Here is a 15,602-nt window from a genome sequence, read left to right as displayed (position 1 = left end):
TAAAAAAATTTTTCAGTTTTTAGCGAATTCCTCATAGCAAAAATCGTTAACAGTAAATTTGATTTACTATTAACGATTTTTTTATTGTAATTTTTTACCGCTCACTAAAAGCTAAGAACTGAACACTAAATTACTCTTCTTCTTTCTTAATAACTTTTCTCGCGACTTCGATTTTGAATTTCTTGCCTTTCATTTTTTCATCTTTAATCGCGTGCAGCAAATCTTTTACTTTATTGAATTTAACCGCTGCAAAAGAGATAAAATCTTTTACTTCAATTAATCCTAAATCACCTTTTTCAAGTTTTCCTTTTTGAGAAAAGAAACCTACTATATCAATTTTATTCAGCTTGTTTTTCTTTCCACCACTGATATAAATCGTTTGGAATAGCGGCGGTTTTGGTAAAGATGTTGCATTTTCTACATTAAAAACTGGCATTCCATAATCTAGATAATCTGCTTTTTTCTCACTTTCATGAGCAACAATATAGGCAGTTCCAGAAGCGGTCATACGAGCCGTACGACCATTTCTATGTGTAAACTCATCCTCTTTTGAAGGCAAATGATAATGAATAACGTGATTCATCTCCGGAATATCAAGTCCACGAGCTGCTAAATCAGTCGTAATTAAATAACTTACACTTCCGTTACGGAATTGAATTAAAGCACGTTCTCTTTCGTCTTGATCCATACCACCGTGATAGTACGTAGCATAAATTCCTTTTTCGTTCAAAGTGTCGCTAATACGTTCTGCGGCATCACGATGGTTACAAAAAACAATTGCCGACTCTGATTTTAGCGAACAAATTAAATTAAATAAACTACCAATTTTATCTTTATCCTTAGAAACTACCATTCTCATAGAAAGGTTTGATTCTTGCTCATTTTCAGGGATAAAGTCAAGAATCGTAGGATTCACAACTCTCGTATATCTTGGAATCTCAATATCAGAAGTTGCTGAAACCAAAACGCGTTTGTTCAATTTGGTTAATTTCCCAATAATAAATGACATTTGCTCATGGAAACCCAATTGCAATGATTTATCAAATTCATCCAGAATCAAGGTTTGAATTTTATCTAAGCGAAAAGTCCCTCTATCAATATGATCCGCAATTCTTCCTGGAGTTCCTATTAAAACGGCTGGTGGATTGCTTAAATTCTTAATTTCAGTATCAATGGAATGTCCTCCGTAGCACACATTTACTTTATAATCAGTACCCATTTTTTTCCAAACTTGCTCTATTTGTAATCCTAATTCACGTGAAGGAACTAGAATCAAGCATTGTACTGACTGAATTTCAGGCTGCAACATTTCTAAAATTGGCAACAAAAAAGCTAAAGTTTTCCCAGAACCTGTTGGTGAAAGCAATAGAACATTACTATCATTTAAAATTGCATCTTGGGCAACTTCTTGCATTTCATTCAGGCTTTCGATGCCTAAATTCAAAAGTATATTGTTGGAATGGTGTTTCTTATTCATTTTTTTTTATTTGTGCAAAGGTAATTTTAAATTTTAAATTATCATTTGTTTTAAATAGACCGTTTGCAAGAGCTATATAACATAAAAAAAGAGTTAAAAATAACTACATTTGATATTCAATCTAAAAACTGAACAATGAGATTTTTCACCTTCCTTTTTTTACTATTTTCCATTAGTGTATTCGCACAAAAAACGAATAAATACGATACTTTTTTCGAGAAAGGAAATGGAAACCAAACAGGAACTTATCAAGAAACAATTGCTTATTATAAACTTCTAGCCAATGATTTCCCAACTATTGAAATGCAAAAAATGGGATTAACAGACAGTGGCGAACCGTTGCATATTGTCATTTTTAATCCTGAAAAGCAATTCGACTTTGAAAAAATCCAAAAAAACAAAGCTGTAATCTTATTGAATAACGGAATTCATGCAGGTGAACCGGACGGAATTGACGCCAGCATGCAGTTACTTAGAGATTTAGCTTTAGGCAAAATAAAAGCACCAAAAAATACAGTTATCGTGTGTATTCCAGTCTATAATATTGGCGGTGCTTTAAATAGAAATTCGACCACAAGAACGAATCAAGATGGTCCAGAAATCTATGGTTTTAGAGGAAATGCTAGAAACTATGATTTAAATCGAGATTTTATCAAGTCAGACACTAGAAATACCAAAAGTTTTGTCGAAATTTTCCATAAAATCAACCCAGATATATTTATTGACAATCATGTGAGTAATGGAGCCGATTATCAATACAAACTGACCTATATCATGACGCAGCACAACAAGTTAGGCACAGTATTAGGCAATTTTTTAAACACGGAAATGATGCCAACTTTAATTTTAGATTTACAAAAAAAAGGGATCGAAACCACTCCGTATGTAAATGCTTTTGCAGATACGCCAGACAAAGGTTTTGCTCAATTTTTTGAAAGTCCGCGATATGCAACGGGTTATACTTCTTTATTTAACACCATTGGATTCGTAGTAGAAACTCATATGCTCAAAAAATATGCAGAACGCGTTAAAGTAACTTATGAGTACATACGTGCAGCGATTGATTTCACCGATACTAATTATTCTAAAATCAAACAATTGCGATTAAAAAATGAAGAGCAATATAAACCTCAAAAATCTTACACTATAAAATGGGAAGTTGATAGTACAAAAGCAATTCCGTTCAATTTTCTAGGATATGAAGGAAGCTATAAAAAAAGTGATGTTACCACCGGAAACCGCTTATTCTACGACCGTACAAAACCATTTAAAAAAGACGTTTCATTCCGTAAGGAATATAAATCGGCTAAAGAGATTATTATTCCAACCGCTTATGTTATTCCAAAAGGATTTTGGCCAGTCATCGACTTACTAAAAAGTAACGGAATTCAAATGGAAGAGATTCAAAAAGACACACTTATTGAAGTTGAAAGTTATAAAATTGCTGATTTTAAAACTACAAATTCTGCTTACGAAGGTCATTATTCACATAGTAACACAACTACAAAATCACAAATCATGAAAGTGGCTTTTGCCAAAGGTGACTATATTATTAAAATAAGTCAGAAAGGAATTAAATATTTGCTAGAAACACTAGAACCTGAAGCAATTGACTCCTTTTTTAATTGGAATTTTTTCGACACTATATTGCAACAAAAAGAAGGTTACTCTGAATATGTATTCGAGGATACAGCGAGTCAAATTTTAAAAGAAAATCCAAAACTAAAAGTAGAATTAGAGCAAAAAAAGCAAACTGATATCAACTTTGCAAAAAGTCCAAGAGCACAGTTAGATTGGGTTTATAAACATTCTGTTTACTATGAAAATGCTCATTTACAATATCCCGTATATCGTATTTTAAAATAAAATGATGAAGATTTAAATCAATTTAAAAGTCACTAATAAAAACACGAATATCACTAATTTTCACAAATCAATCTGTGAAAATTAGTGATATTCGTGTTTAAAAATATACCTACTCTATTTCTAAAAGAGATTATTTCAAAAGCTCTTCTTCCTCAAACAATAATTTTATATTTTCATAAGAGTTTTTTAATGCTTCTTTGATTTGCTCTGGATTCAACCAAGCTACTTTTTCAATTCCTTCTTCTAATTGACCTTGTGGAGTACCTTCAAAGTCAGATTCCATTTCGAACCAGTGCGTAATTTTTAATTTATACTTGCCATTTCTCCTGAAAACATGATACGTTTTTTGAAGTTTGTGTAATATCGATAGGCCATTTACGCCAGTCTCCTCCTCTACTTCACGCATCGCAGTGTCCTCGATTCCTTCGCCTTTTTCAATTCCGCCTTTAGGCAAATCCCATTTTCCATTTCTAAAAATGAAAAGCACCTCTCTTTTTTTATTGTAAACCAAACCTCCACCCGCTTTACAAACAGGGATTTTAGCTTTTAAAGTCTTCATTATCAAGCTTTCATCTGGATGATACAAATAAGCTTTAATTATTTTATTTTGAAATATTTTTACTATAAGTTGTTCGATATCAATACTTTCTAACAAAAAAAGTTGAAAATCCGTCTCTTTAGAGATGTGATTTGTCAAAAAAAGTGGCTTGTCGTTAACAAAAACTTTATACATTTGTACTATGATTTTTAATAAAGATACAGCCGAAAAAACAGCCGAATTCCTTTTGCAAATAAATGCAATTAAATTGAATCCAAGAAATCCTTTTACATGGGCTTCTGGATGGAAATCGCCAATTTATTGTGATAATCGTTTAATTCTATCATTTCCAGCCGTAAGAAATTATGTCAGAGATGAATTTTCGAAAAACATTGAAAAACAGCTTGGAAAACCAGATGTCATTGCAGGCGTTGCCACCGGAGCAATAGGCATTGGGATTCTCGTAGCGGAGAGTATGGGATTACCCTTTGTATATGTTCGACCAGAAGCTAAAAAACATGGAAGACAAAATCAAGTGGAAGGTTTTTTACAAAAAGGACAAAATGTTGTTGTTGTAGAAGATTTAATTAGCACTGGAAACAGCAGCTTAATGGCTGTTGCGGCTTTACGCGAAGCAGGTGCTAATGTGAAAGGTATGGCCGCCATATTTACTTACGGATTCAATGTTTCCGAAGAGAATTTCAAATCGGCTAATGTGGATCTATATACGCTGAGCAATTACCAAAATTTATTGAATTTGGCTGTAGCCAAAAGATACATCACTGAAGAAGAAGAGCAAACATTAAGAGAATGGAATGTGAGCCCATCTACCTGGACTATTGAAGTTTAACTAACTAAAAAGATAAAAATGATGAACTTAGAAAGTCCAAAAGTTACCGTACCTAAATCAGCGCAAGAATTATTTGATTTATTGAGTGACGTAAAAAATTTCGAAAAATTAATGCCTGAAAATATCGCTAAGTTTGAAGTTATTGGTGACGATGCCTTTATTTTTGGATTAAAAGGGATGCCGGAAATAAAGCTAAAAATGAAAGAAAAAGTAGCTCCTAACAAAATTGTATTAGGTGCTGCTAGTGATAAACTACCCTTCACTTTGGTAGCAAATATTGATACTGTTTCTGATAATTCAAGTGCAGTTAAATTAGATTTCGAAGGTGATTTTAACCCAATGATGGCTATGATGATTAAAGGTCCAATTAGTAAATTCATTGAGACTTTAGCAGCCAATATGACTAAATTATAGCTATTTAAAAAAAATTAAAAAAAGAGGAAAGATTTATACTATTGTATAATTTCTTTCCTCTTTTTTTTATAAAACTTCTCATGTTCCAAATGTGCCCTGCTTCCTACTACATTACCTTTTAATACAACAGCTGAATTTCTTTAATATCAAATTCTGAAATACTACCATTTTCCAACATAATTTGCAACTTTCCAATAGCAGAAACCCCTTGAATAATTCCCATAAAATGATTTTTATTGATGTCTGAAAATGGCATTGGAATTCCTTTTTTGAAAAGTTTAGTAATATATTCAGACCAAAATGAATCCGAATTTTGATTCCAAGACTGTATATTCCGGTCCAACTTTTCAACAATTTTAAAAAGAATTTCTTCTTTGTCAAAAGTAGTACTGCAAATTAAAGCCAAAGAAGAAGCTTTTGGCAAGTTTTCAAAATCAATTTGATTTACGTTCAGTCCCAAACCCACAATAGAAATAATCGTTCCGTCACTTTTGATACTGTTTTCGATCAAAATTCCGCCAATTTTTTTATTGTATGACATTATGTCGTTAGGCCATTTAACACTAAGATTAGGAATATTTATTGATTCTAAAACTTCGATTACCGCAAGTGAAAAGACTATATTTAGGTTAAACAACTGATCAATACCAGACAAAAAATCCTTTACCAAAACACTCATTACTAAGTTTTTACCCGCCTCAGAAGACCAAAGAGCACCCATCTGACCTTTGCCTTTTGTTTGCCTTTCTGCACTAACAACGATAAAACTTTCTAATTCTTGTTTTTTGGACAGGCCTTTTAGGAACTCGTTTGTTGAATCTATGGCATCGAGTTTGATTACTTTCATGATACATTTTTTGTAAACAGAATTTAATATTATGTTAAGGTTCAAAAATAATCACAAAAAATGGTAACTTTACAAACTTATATAAAAATAATTCATGGCGAAAAAGACGATAAATAATGACATCCTATTAGCGAATATCATTAACGGAATAGAAGAAGTAAAAGGAAATGATATTACCATAATGGATCTAAGAGAAATAGACACGGCAGTTTGCGACTATTTTGTCATTTGCAACGGTAATTCAAACACACAAGTTAACGCCATTGTAGGTTCCATCCAAAAAATTGTTTCAAAAGAGTTGAAAGACAAGCCTTGGCATGTTGAAGGGACAGATAATGCAGAATGGGTATTAATGGATTATGTAAACATTGTGGTGCACGTGTTTCAAAAACACATTAGAGAATACTACAACATCGAAAGTTTATGGGGCGATGCAAAAATAACAACCATAGAAAACAAATACTAAAGACACATAATCCGTAGTAATGGCTAAAGAAAACAATCCAAATCCAAATAAGTTTAAGGTAAGTCCGTGGTTAATTTATACTGCGATTTTACTTATTTTCTTATTTATAAGTTTTATAACTGGAGGTTCTAGCTTAAATGAACCTGGACAGTTGACCTCATCAAAATTTAATGATTACCTAGAAAAAGGGCAAATAGAAAAGGTTATTGTTTACAACAAAACAGAAGCTGAAGTATTCTTGACTGATGCTGCATTGAAAGATGCTGCTCACAAGAAGGTTTCCAAAGATGTTTTTGATAGACCTAACAAAGGGCCTAATTATACCTTTGATATTGGTAACGATCAAATTTTTCAAACAAAATTAGAAAAAGCTGTTGCTGAAGGAAAATTGAAAGACTTTAACTTCTTGCCTAAAAATAACTGGTCAGATATTTTAATTAGTCTGTTACCAATTATCATCATCATTGCCGTTTGGATCTTTATCATGAGAAAAATGTCTGGTGGTGGTGCAGGTGGTGGCGGTCAGATTTTCAATATTGGAAAATCAAAAGCAAAATTATTTGATGAAAAAACAGATATCAAAACTACATTTAAAGATGTTGCTGGACTAGAAGGAGCTAAAGAGGAAATACAAGAAATTGTAGAATTCTTAAAAAACCCTGAAAAATATACTAATCTTGGTGGTAAAATCCCAAAAGGAGCTTTACTTGTAGGTCCCCCAGGAACTGGAAAAACTTTATTAGCAAAAGCTGTTGCTGGTGAAGCGCAAGTGCCGTTTTTCTCTTTATCAGGATCTGATTTTGTTGAAATGTTTGTAGGTGTTGGTGCCTCCCGTGTACGTGATTTGTTTAAGCAAGCAAAAGAAAAATCTCCTGCAATTATATTCATTGATGAGATCGATGCAGTAGGTAGAGCTAGAGGAAAAAGTAATATGTCAGGCGGAAATGACGAACGTGAGAACACATTGAATCAATTACTAACAGAAATGGATGGTTTTGGCACTAACTCTAACGTAATTGTTTTGGCAGCAACAAACAGAGCTGACGTACTTGACAAAGCGTTAATGCGTGCTGGTCGTTTTGACAGACAAATTTTTGTTGACTTACCAGACATTAGAGAAAGAGCTGAAATTTTTCAAGTTCACTTGGCTCCTATCAAAAAAGTCGAAGGTCTTGACCTAGACTTTTTAGCGAAACAAACTCCAGGTTTTTCTGGTGCTGATATCGCTAATGTATGTAATGAAGCAGCACTTATTGCAGCTAGATATAACAAAACTGCAGTAGATAGACAAGATTTCCTTGACGCCGTAGATAGAATTATAGGTGGTCTTGAGAAGAAAAATAAAATCATAACTCCTGAAGAGAAAAGAGCAATTGCTATTCACGAAGCAGGTCATGCAACGGTAAGCTGGATGTTAGAGCATGCTGCACCTCTTATTAAAGTAACTATTGTTCCTCGTGGACAAAGTTTAGGAGCGGCGTGGTACCTTCCGGAAGAAAGACAAATCGTTAGAACAGATCAAATGTTAGACGAAATGTGCGCAACTATGGGTGGTAGAGCTGCTGAAAAAGTAACTTTTGACAGAATTTCCACTGGAGCATTGAGTGATTTAGAAAAAGTAACTCGTCAAGCTCGTGCTATGGTTACCATCTATGGTTTGAATGATAAAATAGGAAACGTTACCTATTACGATTCATCAGGACAAAGTGAATACAATTTTTCTAAACCATATTCTGATGAAACAGCTAAAGTAATTGACAAGGAAATTTCAGAATTAATTGAAGGTCAGTACACAAGAGCAATTGCGATTTTAGAAGAAAATAAAGATAAATTAAATCAGTTAGCTGATATCCTAATTGAAAAAGAAGTAATTTTCAAAGATGACCTAGAGGCAATTTTCGGAAAAAGAACATGGGATAAAAATTTAGAAGAAGTAGTGTCATAGAAATTCACTAAATAATCAATTATTTATAAAATCTTAATTCAAAAACTACTTTTGAATTAAGATTTTTTTATCTTTGGGCGTTTTCAAATAATAAATTATAGCCGTCAACAGCAATATGAGTCTTTTTAGAAAATTTTTTGGTTCTATCAATCCTGCTTCTGAGGAAGAGAAAGAAAGTGAATTCAGTAATTCAGCTGCTGAAAAGACTATCCCAATAGATGAGTTATTTACTTTTAATTTTAAAAAAAATGGAGGTAAATTTTTATACTGTGAAAATCGCGATGAAGTAAAAGAACAGTTTGAAAACATACTTGAAGAAAACGACTGGTTTGAAAGCGAAGTTATATGCTATGATACTGAACTTTTCAGTATGCTTGATGACAATAAATTACTATATAGCAAACCTACTAATCCTAAATTTTTGTTAGCTAGTTGCGAAAACTTAATTGCAGATGAAGGTTCTATCTTATTTTCTTCTAAACAAATCAAACAACACAAACCAAACGAATTACCTGTAAATATAATTGTCTTCGCTAAAACAAGCCAAATTATTGGTGCTAAAAGTGACGGATTAAGTGCTATTAAAAAGAAATACGAAAGAGACTACCCAACTAATATTACCACAATAAAATATTTCGAAAAAGCTAAAGAAGAAGACTTCACTCAATACGGAAGTACTGCTAAAAACCTTTATTTACTGCTTTTAGAAGATCTTTAAGATGAATGAAACTCTAAAGCGAGCAATATCGGGAGCTGTTTATATAGTATTACTATTGGTTTCTATTCTTTATTCAACTGAAACCTTTTTTATTTTATTTGGCATCTTTCTGATTATTACAATTTATGAATTTTGTAATCTAGTCCAAGTACATAAAGTATTTCCAATTATTTTTGGAACTACCTTATATACCGCAGTGACCTTAGTGAGTCATTACAGTGCGAGTACTGCTGAAATAATCAATAAATTACTCAACACCAATATAAAAATAGCAATCAATATTCAACAATTGAATATTGTTTTATTGGTGGTCGCTATAGTCGTTTCTACCAAATGTATTATTTTCTTGTTTTATGACAACATCCAAAAAATAAGTACGTCGTCAAAATACTTATACTTAATAGGTTATATAATATTACCTTTTGTATTTATAACAAAAATTTCATTTGGAGTAAAGGATTACAATCCTAAAATCATAATTGGATTATTTATCTTAATTTGGACGAATGATACTTTTGCTTATATTGTTGGAAAATCTATAGGAAGAAATAAATTATTTGAAAGAATATCTCCTAAAAAAACTATTGAAGGATTTGTAGGCGGCATATTATTTGCCATTCTTGCAGGTTATTTAATATCTAAATTTTACATACAGGCCAGCCCTGAACACAGTGAAAAATCCGTTATAATTTGGACTTCTATTGCTGTAATTGTTGGAGTTGCAGGAACTATAGGAGACTTAATTGAATCTAAATTCAAGCGTATTGCTGGTGTAAAAGACAGCGGAAGTATAATGCCCGGTCATGGAGGCATCCTAGATCGTTTAGATAGTGTTATATTTGTCGCACCAATTATTTTTTTGTTTTACCAAATCTTAAACTATGTTTCATAAAGAAGGAACCCAATCTATTTTATTAGGCTCGATTTTCACAGCAGTTGTACTTTTACTAACTGACAATTTCATTGATACTACCTGGCTTAAAATGGTTATTCAGATAGCTGCGTTGCTAATTCTGATTATCATTTTACAGTTTTTTAGAAATCCTAAAAGAAATGTAATCATCAATGAAAACCAGATTCTTGCTCCTGTTGACGGCAAAGTAGTAGTTATTGAAGAAGTTTACGAAGGCGAATATTTCAAAGATAAGCGTTTGCAAATATCTATTTTCATGTCTCCTATCAACGTACACGTAACGCGTTATGGCTTGAGTGGTTTAGTGAAATTTAGTAAATACCATCCTGGTAAATTCTTAGTGGCATGGCATCCAAAAGCAAGTGAAGAAAACGAAAGAACAACTATCGTAATCGAAAATAACTCTTTTGGCAATGTATTGTATCGTCAAATAGCCGGTGCATTGGCTAGAAGAATTGTCAATTACGCTCAAGAAGGGATGCAGGTTGTACAAGGTACAGATGCTGGCTTTATAAAATTTGGATCAAGAGTTGATATTTTCTTACCTTTAGGCACACCAATAAATGTTAGCTTAAATCAAAAAGCAGTTGGAGGAAAAACAGTTATTGCAACAAAAAAATAATGATTGAAAAAGATTTAGATATCCGCTTTCAAGAAGCTGTAAAAATAGCTTCTAAGATGACGCAGGCATCTTTACCTCAAGATGTCCAGTTGCGACTGTATGCTTTATACAAGCATTCTACAAAAGGGACTATCGATTTAAAACAAAATCCTTCGTTTCATTTAAGAGATGCTTTCAAAACGAATGCGTGGATGCAAATAAGTCATCTAACCATAAATGATGCAAAAGAACAATACATCGAAATGATACAATCATTGGTTAAAAAATAATTAGACCATGAAGAAATTATATATTCTAATTCCATTATTAGCTTTCTGTAGTATTTTACAATCGTGCAATGACAAAAAATTAATCGAAGTAGTCGAAGTTCCTTTACCGACGGTGACCGAGCAAAAAATGCTTATTGGGTCTCCTGAAGATGTGAAAGCAAACGAAGGTTCTTTCCTGTTAGACAAATTAGGTTATACATACAATGCATTGACACCTGCAATATTACCAGAAACTTTAGAGATGCACTATTCTAAGCATTACCTAACGTACACAAATAACCTAAATAAAGCGATACTAGGGACACCTTTAGAAAACTTAACAATAGAAGAAGTATTGGCTAAATTAGATCCAAATGACGCTATTATGCGAAATAATGCAGGAGGTTTCTATAATCACTCCTTATATTGGAAATGTATGGCTCCTAAAGCTGGAGGTGAACCAAAAAGTAATTTAGCAGAAGCGATTATTAAGGATTTTGGTTCATTTGGTAATTTCACCACCTTATTTAAAAGTGAAGCAAATCAGCAATTTGGTTCAGGATGGGCTTGGCTAATAGTTGATCGTTACGGGAAACTACAAGTGACAAGTACAGCAAATCAAGATAATCCTTTGATGAGAAACGCGCTAGTTCCAGGAACCCCAATATTAGCATTAGACGTTTGGGAGCATGCTTATTATTTAGATTATCAATACAGAAGAGGAAACTATATAGATGCTTTTTTCACAGTTATCAACTGGAAAAAAGTAGAAGAAAATTATGATGCAGCTATTAGAAAATAATTATTAGCTACCAAAAAAAAATACCGTTGTGAAAATTCGTAACGGTTTTTTTTTTAAAAATTTATTAGCTAATTCTATAATCTATTTATTTAACTGAAAGATAAAAGATTCTGACGGTGCAATTGAAATTTCAGCTTTCCCTTCCCTATTCAACACTACTAACTGAACAGAATTTCGCTTGTACAACTGATCCGTCAAAGTGTAATTACCATCTTTTAATCTCCATTTACGAATAATATCTGAAGGAACTTTTAGTTCGAACTTACTTGCAGCTACCCATGAAAAATTAGTAACAATTATCAATTTTTCCACTTCAGACCAACGCGTAAAAGCATAAATTCCGGGATCGTAACCAGCCGTACTTTTTCGGTTGAGAGTTTGAATTTCTTGAAAAGCTCCCGTCAAAGCACTGCTAGTAATAGAAAAATTAAGCAAACGTTTATAAAAATCGCGCAAGTCTTTTTCTTCTCGACTCAATTGACCTCCGTCAAATTTACCATAATTCATCCAGCGTTGATGATTGGGTACTCCTATATAATCAAAAATAGATGTTCTAGAACGCGTTCCAAAACCAGCATTTTCATTTGCTGCCTCTCCTACTTCTTGACCAAAATAAATCATGGTTGGCGATGTACTTATTGTCGTAGAAAACACCATTAAAGGCATACCTTTTTGTGGAGATCCTGCAAATTCTGGACTTGCCAATCGTTGTTCGTCATGATTATCTAAAAAGTGTAACATATTATGTTCAATATCTGCCAAACCGTTTTGAATATTTGATAGACCATCAGGCAAAGACTTTCCTTGAATAATATCTTTCAACTTATCATATGTTTCCACTTTATCGTACAAATAATCCATTTTCCCTAAATGAATATAATTGCGATATTCTCCTGGATTATAAACTTCCGCAAGTAAAAAAGCAGTTGGGTTTTTCATTTTAATAGATGAGTTCATATAACTCCAGAATTCAACAGGCACCATTTCAGCCATATCATACCTGAAACCATCTACACCTTTAGCAGTCCAATACAAAGCAATATCTCTAAATTTCATCCATGAATTAGGAACGTCTTTATCTTTCCAAAATTCATAATGTTCCCGATACGATTTCGAATAAAATCCTTCAGGAAGCTGTGGAAAATCTTTAGAACCATCTGGGCGGATTCCGTAATTTACTTTTACGGTTTCATACCAATCATTTTTATCTGGCTTAGCCAAACGCGAACCGTTTCCTGTCCATTTTGCTGGATTTTCTTTAAATTCACCGTCAATTAGTGGATTACTTTCCCCATTAAGCGGCTTGTCAGTATCAGGAATTTCAAAGGAAGTATTTGGAATATAATAGAAATTATTATCTCTTTTGTACTCAACAGTAGTGTCATCATCTGCACCAAAATCTTTAACTCCTTTCGGATTAGTCTTGCCCTCATACTTTCTGGCAATGTGATTAGGAACAATATCAATGATAACTTTCATTCCTGCATCGTGAGTCCGAACGATTAAATCTTCAAATTCCATCAAACGATTCGCTGGATTAACTGCTAAATCAGGGTTTACATTATAATAATCCTTAACTGCATAAGGCGATCCAGCTCTACCTTTTACCACTTCTGGATCATCGTTAGAAATCCCTATAGACGTATAATCCCTTATTAAAGCATGATGCGGAACACCTGTGTACCAAATATAAGTTACCCCTAAATCCTTTATTTCTCTCAGTGCTTTGGGGGTAAAATCATTAAACTTCCCTACTCCATTTTCCTCAATGGTCCCCCAGCGCTTGTTTGTGGTATTTTTATTTCCAAATAATCGGGTAAAAACCTGATATACAACTTCTTTTTTATTGGATACTGACTCTTTCTGTATTCCGTTCATTTTTAAATCTTTCGTTTTACATGCCATTGCTAAAAGCATGACGCTAATTCCTGCAACAATAGTGGTTTTTTTCATCGTACAAAATTATTTGTGCTGATTTCTTTTTTGGGCTATATGAACAATCAATTTTTAAATTTAATCTATTTTAGATACATAGAAGTCGATATGCTTTGAAACTACATAATTCTCTATTAAAAAACAGATACTACAACGAAGGAGTACCACTATTTGTTGATAACTTTGCCGCAGCAACTTATTGTTTTTTAGCACACTTCTAACGAATTATAAATAAACCTTAATATCGATTAGGATCGTTTCCTTTTTCATAAATTTGACAAAAAATAAATCCATTGAATAAACCGCTGTTTTTCCTTCGTTATTGTTTACTACTTTTAATCACAAATTTTGTTTTGGCGCAAGCTCCAAAAAAAATTATTGTAGAAAACTCTGATTTTGCCGATGTAAATCAAGTAGAAATTCCTGATGCATTATTGCTAATTGGAAATGTTCGTGTGAATCATGATGGCGTGGTAATGACCTGTAATAAAGCATATTATTTCCAAAAAGAAAACTATATTAAAGCTTTTGGTAATGTACAAATGGTGCAAGGAGACACATTATTCTTAAACAGTAAATACGCTGAATATAACGGAAACGTAAAAAAAGCGTACGCTTCAGGCGAAGCAGTAATGAGTTCGCCAGATGCAACTTTGACAACAGAAATAATAAATTTTGATCGTAACACTCAAGAAGTTTTTTATGAAACTCCTGGTACTATAACCAATAAAGACAATACTTTACAAAGCAATTCAGGACGCTATTACGTTAATCAGAAAAAATTTCAATTCCTGACCGCAGTTACTATCACAAATCCTACTTATGTTATAAAATCAAATCATCTTGATTATTTTAGTAATTCTGGGCATTCCTATCTTTTAGGACCTTCAACAATTACTAGTAAAGCCAATTATATTTATACTGAAAAGGGGTTTTATGACACCAAGAAAAACTTAGCTCATTTCCTCAACAAATCCTATATCAAATACGATGATCGAGTGATAAGAGGCGATAGTTTGTATTATGATCGAAATCGTGAATTTGCCTCGGCAACTAGAAACGTGAAAATTACGGATTCAATCAACCGTGGAATTATAAAAGGACATTATGCTGAAATGTATAAAAAGAAAGACTCCGTTTTTGTAACAAAAAGAGCCGTAGCGGTAAATTTTGTAGAAAATGATTCGGTTTACATTCACGGAAAGAAATTGATGGTAACTGGAAAAGAAGGAAATCGAATTATCAGAGCTTTCAATAATGTGCGATTTTACAAAACTGACATGAGCGGAAAATGCGATTCTATTCATTCGAGCACTAAACTCGGTCTGACAAAATTGATTGGAAATCCTATCCTTTGGAACGGTGAAAGCCAAATAACAGGAGATATCATGCATCTCATAGGAAATAGCACTACGCAAAAACTAGATTCGCTCAAAGTTCTCAACAACACATTCCTAGTTTCAAAAGATACCATTGGCTCAGGCTATAATCAAGTGAAAGGTCAAAATCTCTATGGTAAATTTACGGAAGGAAAACTACATGATGTTGATATTGTCAAAAATGCTGAAGTTGTTTATTACATGCGAAATGACGCTCAAGAACTGATAGGCATCAATAAAAACGTAAGTAGTAAAATCAATCTTCTTTTAGACAAAAACGAAATAGAAACCATTACTTTTTTCAATCAAGTAGATGGAGATATTTATCCTGAAAAAGATTTGCCAGAAAGTGCTCGAAAACTGAGAGGATTAGTCTGGCGAGGTGACGAAAAAATCAAATCAAAAGATGATATTTTTCCGCCAGAAGAAAATGAGGACAATGAAAAAATAGCTAAAGCAACCCAATCTGACGAAGCAAAAGAAAATGTTCCTATGAAAATTCGAAAAGAGACTTTGAATTATGATAAAAAGAAAAGTCCACAATCGCCAAAAGGAACAAAAGTTAAATAATTAAAAGACATT

The 15,602-nt window shown here is 32.9% G+C and carries 15 protein-coding genes; 11 read left to right on the top strand and 4 right to left on the bottom strand.

Going from position 1 to position 15,602, the window contains the following annotated elements:
• Positions 1 to 130: 130 nt before the first annotated feature.
• Complete coding sequence (locus LNP27_RS07985; protein WP_229941122.1) at positions 131 to 1,477, bottom strand: DEAD/DEAH box helicase; 1,347 nt, start codon at positions 1,475 to 1,477, stop codon at positions 131 to 133.
• A 135-nt stretch (positions 1,478 to 1,612) separates the two neighbouring features.
• Between LNP27_RS07985 and LNP27_RS07980 the strand changes: the two genes are divergently transcribed.
• A complete protein-coding gene (locus LNP27_RS07980) occupies positions 1,613 to 3,343 on the top strand; it encodes a M14 family metallopeptidase (protein ID WP_229941121.1) in 1,731 nt (576 codons plus the stop codon).
• A 130-nt stretch (positions 3,344 to 3,473) separates the two neighbouring features.
• Here the strand turns inward: LNP27_RS07980 and LNP27_RS07975 are convergent, their stop codons facing one another.
• Positions 3,474 to 4,076, bottom strand: a complete 603-nt coding sequence (locus LNP27_RS07975) for an NUDIX hydrolase (protein ID WP_229941120.1) — start codon at positions 4,074 to 4,076, stop codon at positions 3,474 to 3,476.
• 7 nt (positions 4,077 to 4,083) lie between these two features.
• On the opposite strand from LNP27_RS07975, the gene pyrE reads away from it, so the two are divergent.
• Positions 4,084 to 4,731 carry an orotate phosphoribosyltransferase gene (pyrE, locus tag LNP27_RS07970; RefSeq protein WP_229941119.1) on the top strand — a complete coding sequence of 216 codons (648 nt, stop codon included), beginning with the start codon at positions 4,084 to 4,086 and terminating at the stop codon, positions 4,729 to 4,731.
• A 21-nt stretch (positions 4,732 to 4,752) separates the two neighbouring features.
• Positions 4,753 to 5,145: an SRPBCC family protein gene (locus LNP27_RS07965; protein ID WP_229944051.1), complete on the top strand. Its 393-nt coding sequence runs from the start codon at positions 4,753 to 4,755 to the stop codon at positions 5,143 to 5,145.
• Between the two features lie 118 nt (positions 5,146 to 5,263).
• On the opposite strand, the gene LNP27_RS07960 is transcribed toward LNP27_RS07965, so the two are convergent.
• Positions 5,264 to 5,992, bottom strand: a complete 729-nt coding sequence (locus tag LNP27_RS07960; RefSeq protein WP_229941118.1) for a biotin--[acetyl-CoA-carboxylase] ligase — start codon at positions 5,990 to 5,992, stop codon at positions 5,264 to 5,266.
• 94 nt (positions 5,993 to 6,086) lie between these two features.
• On the opposite strand from LNP27_RS07960, the gene rsfS reads away from it, so the two are divergent.
• The 7 genes from rsfS to LNP27_RS07925 all read left to right on the top strand — a co-directional run bounded on the left by rsfS (position 6,087) and on the right by LNP27_RS07925 (position 11,706).
• Positions 6,087 to 6,458, top strand: coding sequence for a ribosome silencing factor (gene rsfS, locus LNP27_RS07955; protein ID WP_229941117.1), 372 nt, complete (start codon positions 6,087 to 6,089; stop codon positions 6,456 to 6,458).
• A gap of 19 nt (positions 6,459 to 6,477) precedes the next feature.
• A complete protein-coding gene (ftsH, locus tag LNP27_RS07950; protein WP_229941116.1) occupies positions 6,478 to 8,403 on the top strand; it encodes an ATP-dependent zinc metalloprotease FtsH in 1,926 nt (641 codons plus the stop codon).
• A gap of 115 nt (positions 8,404 to 8,518) precedes the next feature.
• Positions 8,519 to 9,121, top strand: coding sequence for an LUD domain-containing protein (locus LNP27_RS07945; protein ID WP_229941114.1), 603 nt, complete (start codon positions 8,519 to 8,521; stop codon positions 9,119 to 9,121).
• Position 9,122: 1 nt separating this feature from the next.
• Complete coding sequence (locus tag LNP27_RS07940) at positions 9,123 to 10,013, top strand: phosphatidate cytidylyltransferase (protein ID WP_229941113.1); 891 nt, start codon at positions 9,123 to 9,125, stop codon at positions 10,011 to 10,013.
• The gene (locus LNP27_RS07935; RefSeq protein ID WP_229941111.1) at positions 10,003 to 10,656 is read left to right on the top strand and encodes a phosphatidylserine decarboxylase family protein; all 654 of its coding nucleotides are present in this window, start codon (positions 10,003 to 10,005) and stop codon (positions 10,654 to 10,656) included. Before LNP27_RS07940 ends, LNP27_RS07935 begins: the two co-directional genes overlap by 11 nt.
• Entirely contained in the window at positions 10,656 to 10,925 is a 270-nt protein-coding gene (locus LNP27_RS07930) for an acyl-CoA-binding protein (RefSeq protein WP_229941110.1), read from the top strand. The genes LNP27_RS07935 and LNP27_RS07930 overlap by 1 nt, the downstream gene beginning before the upstream one ends.
• Before the next feature lie 7 nt (positions 10,926 to 10,932).
• Positions 10,933 to 11,706, top strand: coding sequence for a superoxide dismutase (locus LNP27_RS07925; RefSeq protein ID WP_305070156.1), 774 nt, complete (start codon positions 10,933 to 10,935; stop codon positions 11,704 to 11,706).
• Positions 11,707 to 11,787: 81 nt separating this feature from the next.
• On the opposite strand, the gene LNP27_RS07920 is transcribed toward LNP27_RS07925, so the two are convergent.
• The gene (locus LNP27_RS07920; RefSeq protein WP_229941108.1) at positions 11,788 to 13,659 is read right to left on the bottom strand and encodes an alpha-amylase family protein; all 1,872 of its coding nucleotides are present in this window, start codon (positions 13,657 to 13,659) and stop codon (positions 11,788 to 11,790) included.
• A 275-nt stretch (positions 13,660 to 13,934) separates the two neighbouring features.
• Between LNP27_RS07920 and LNP27_RS07915 the strand changes: the two genes are divergently transcribed.
• On the top strand, positions 13,935 to 15,590 hold the full coding sequence (locus tag LNP27_RS07915; protein WP_229941106.1) for an OstA-like protein: 1,656 nt from the start codon (positions 13,935 to 13,937) through the stop codon (positions 15,588 to 15,590).
• The last annotated feature ends 12 nt before the right edge of the window (positions 15,591 to 15,602 follow it).

The sequence above is a fragment of the Flavobacterium galactosidilyticum genome, assembly GCF_020911945.1.
GTDB classification, from domain to species: Bacteria; Bacteroidota; Bacteroidia; order Flavobacteriales; family Flavobacteriaceae; genus Flavobacterium; species Flavobacterium galactosidilyticum.
This window is presented reverse-complemented; position numbering and strand designations above follow the sequence as displayed.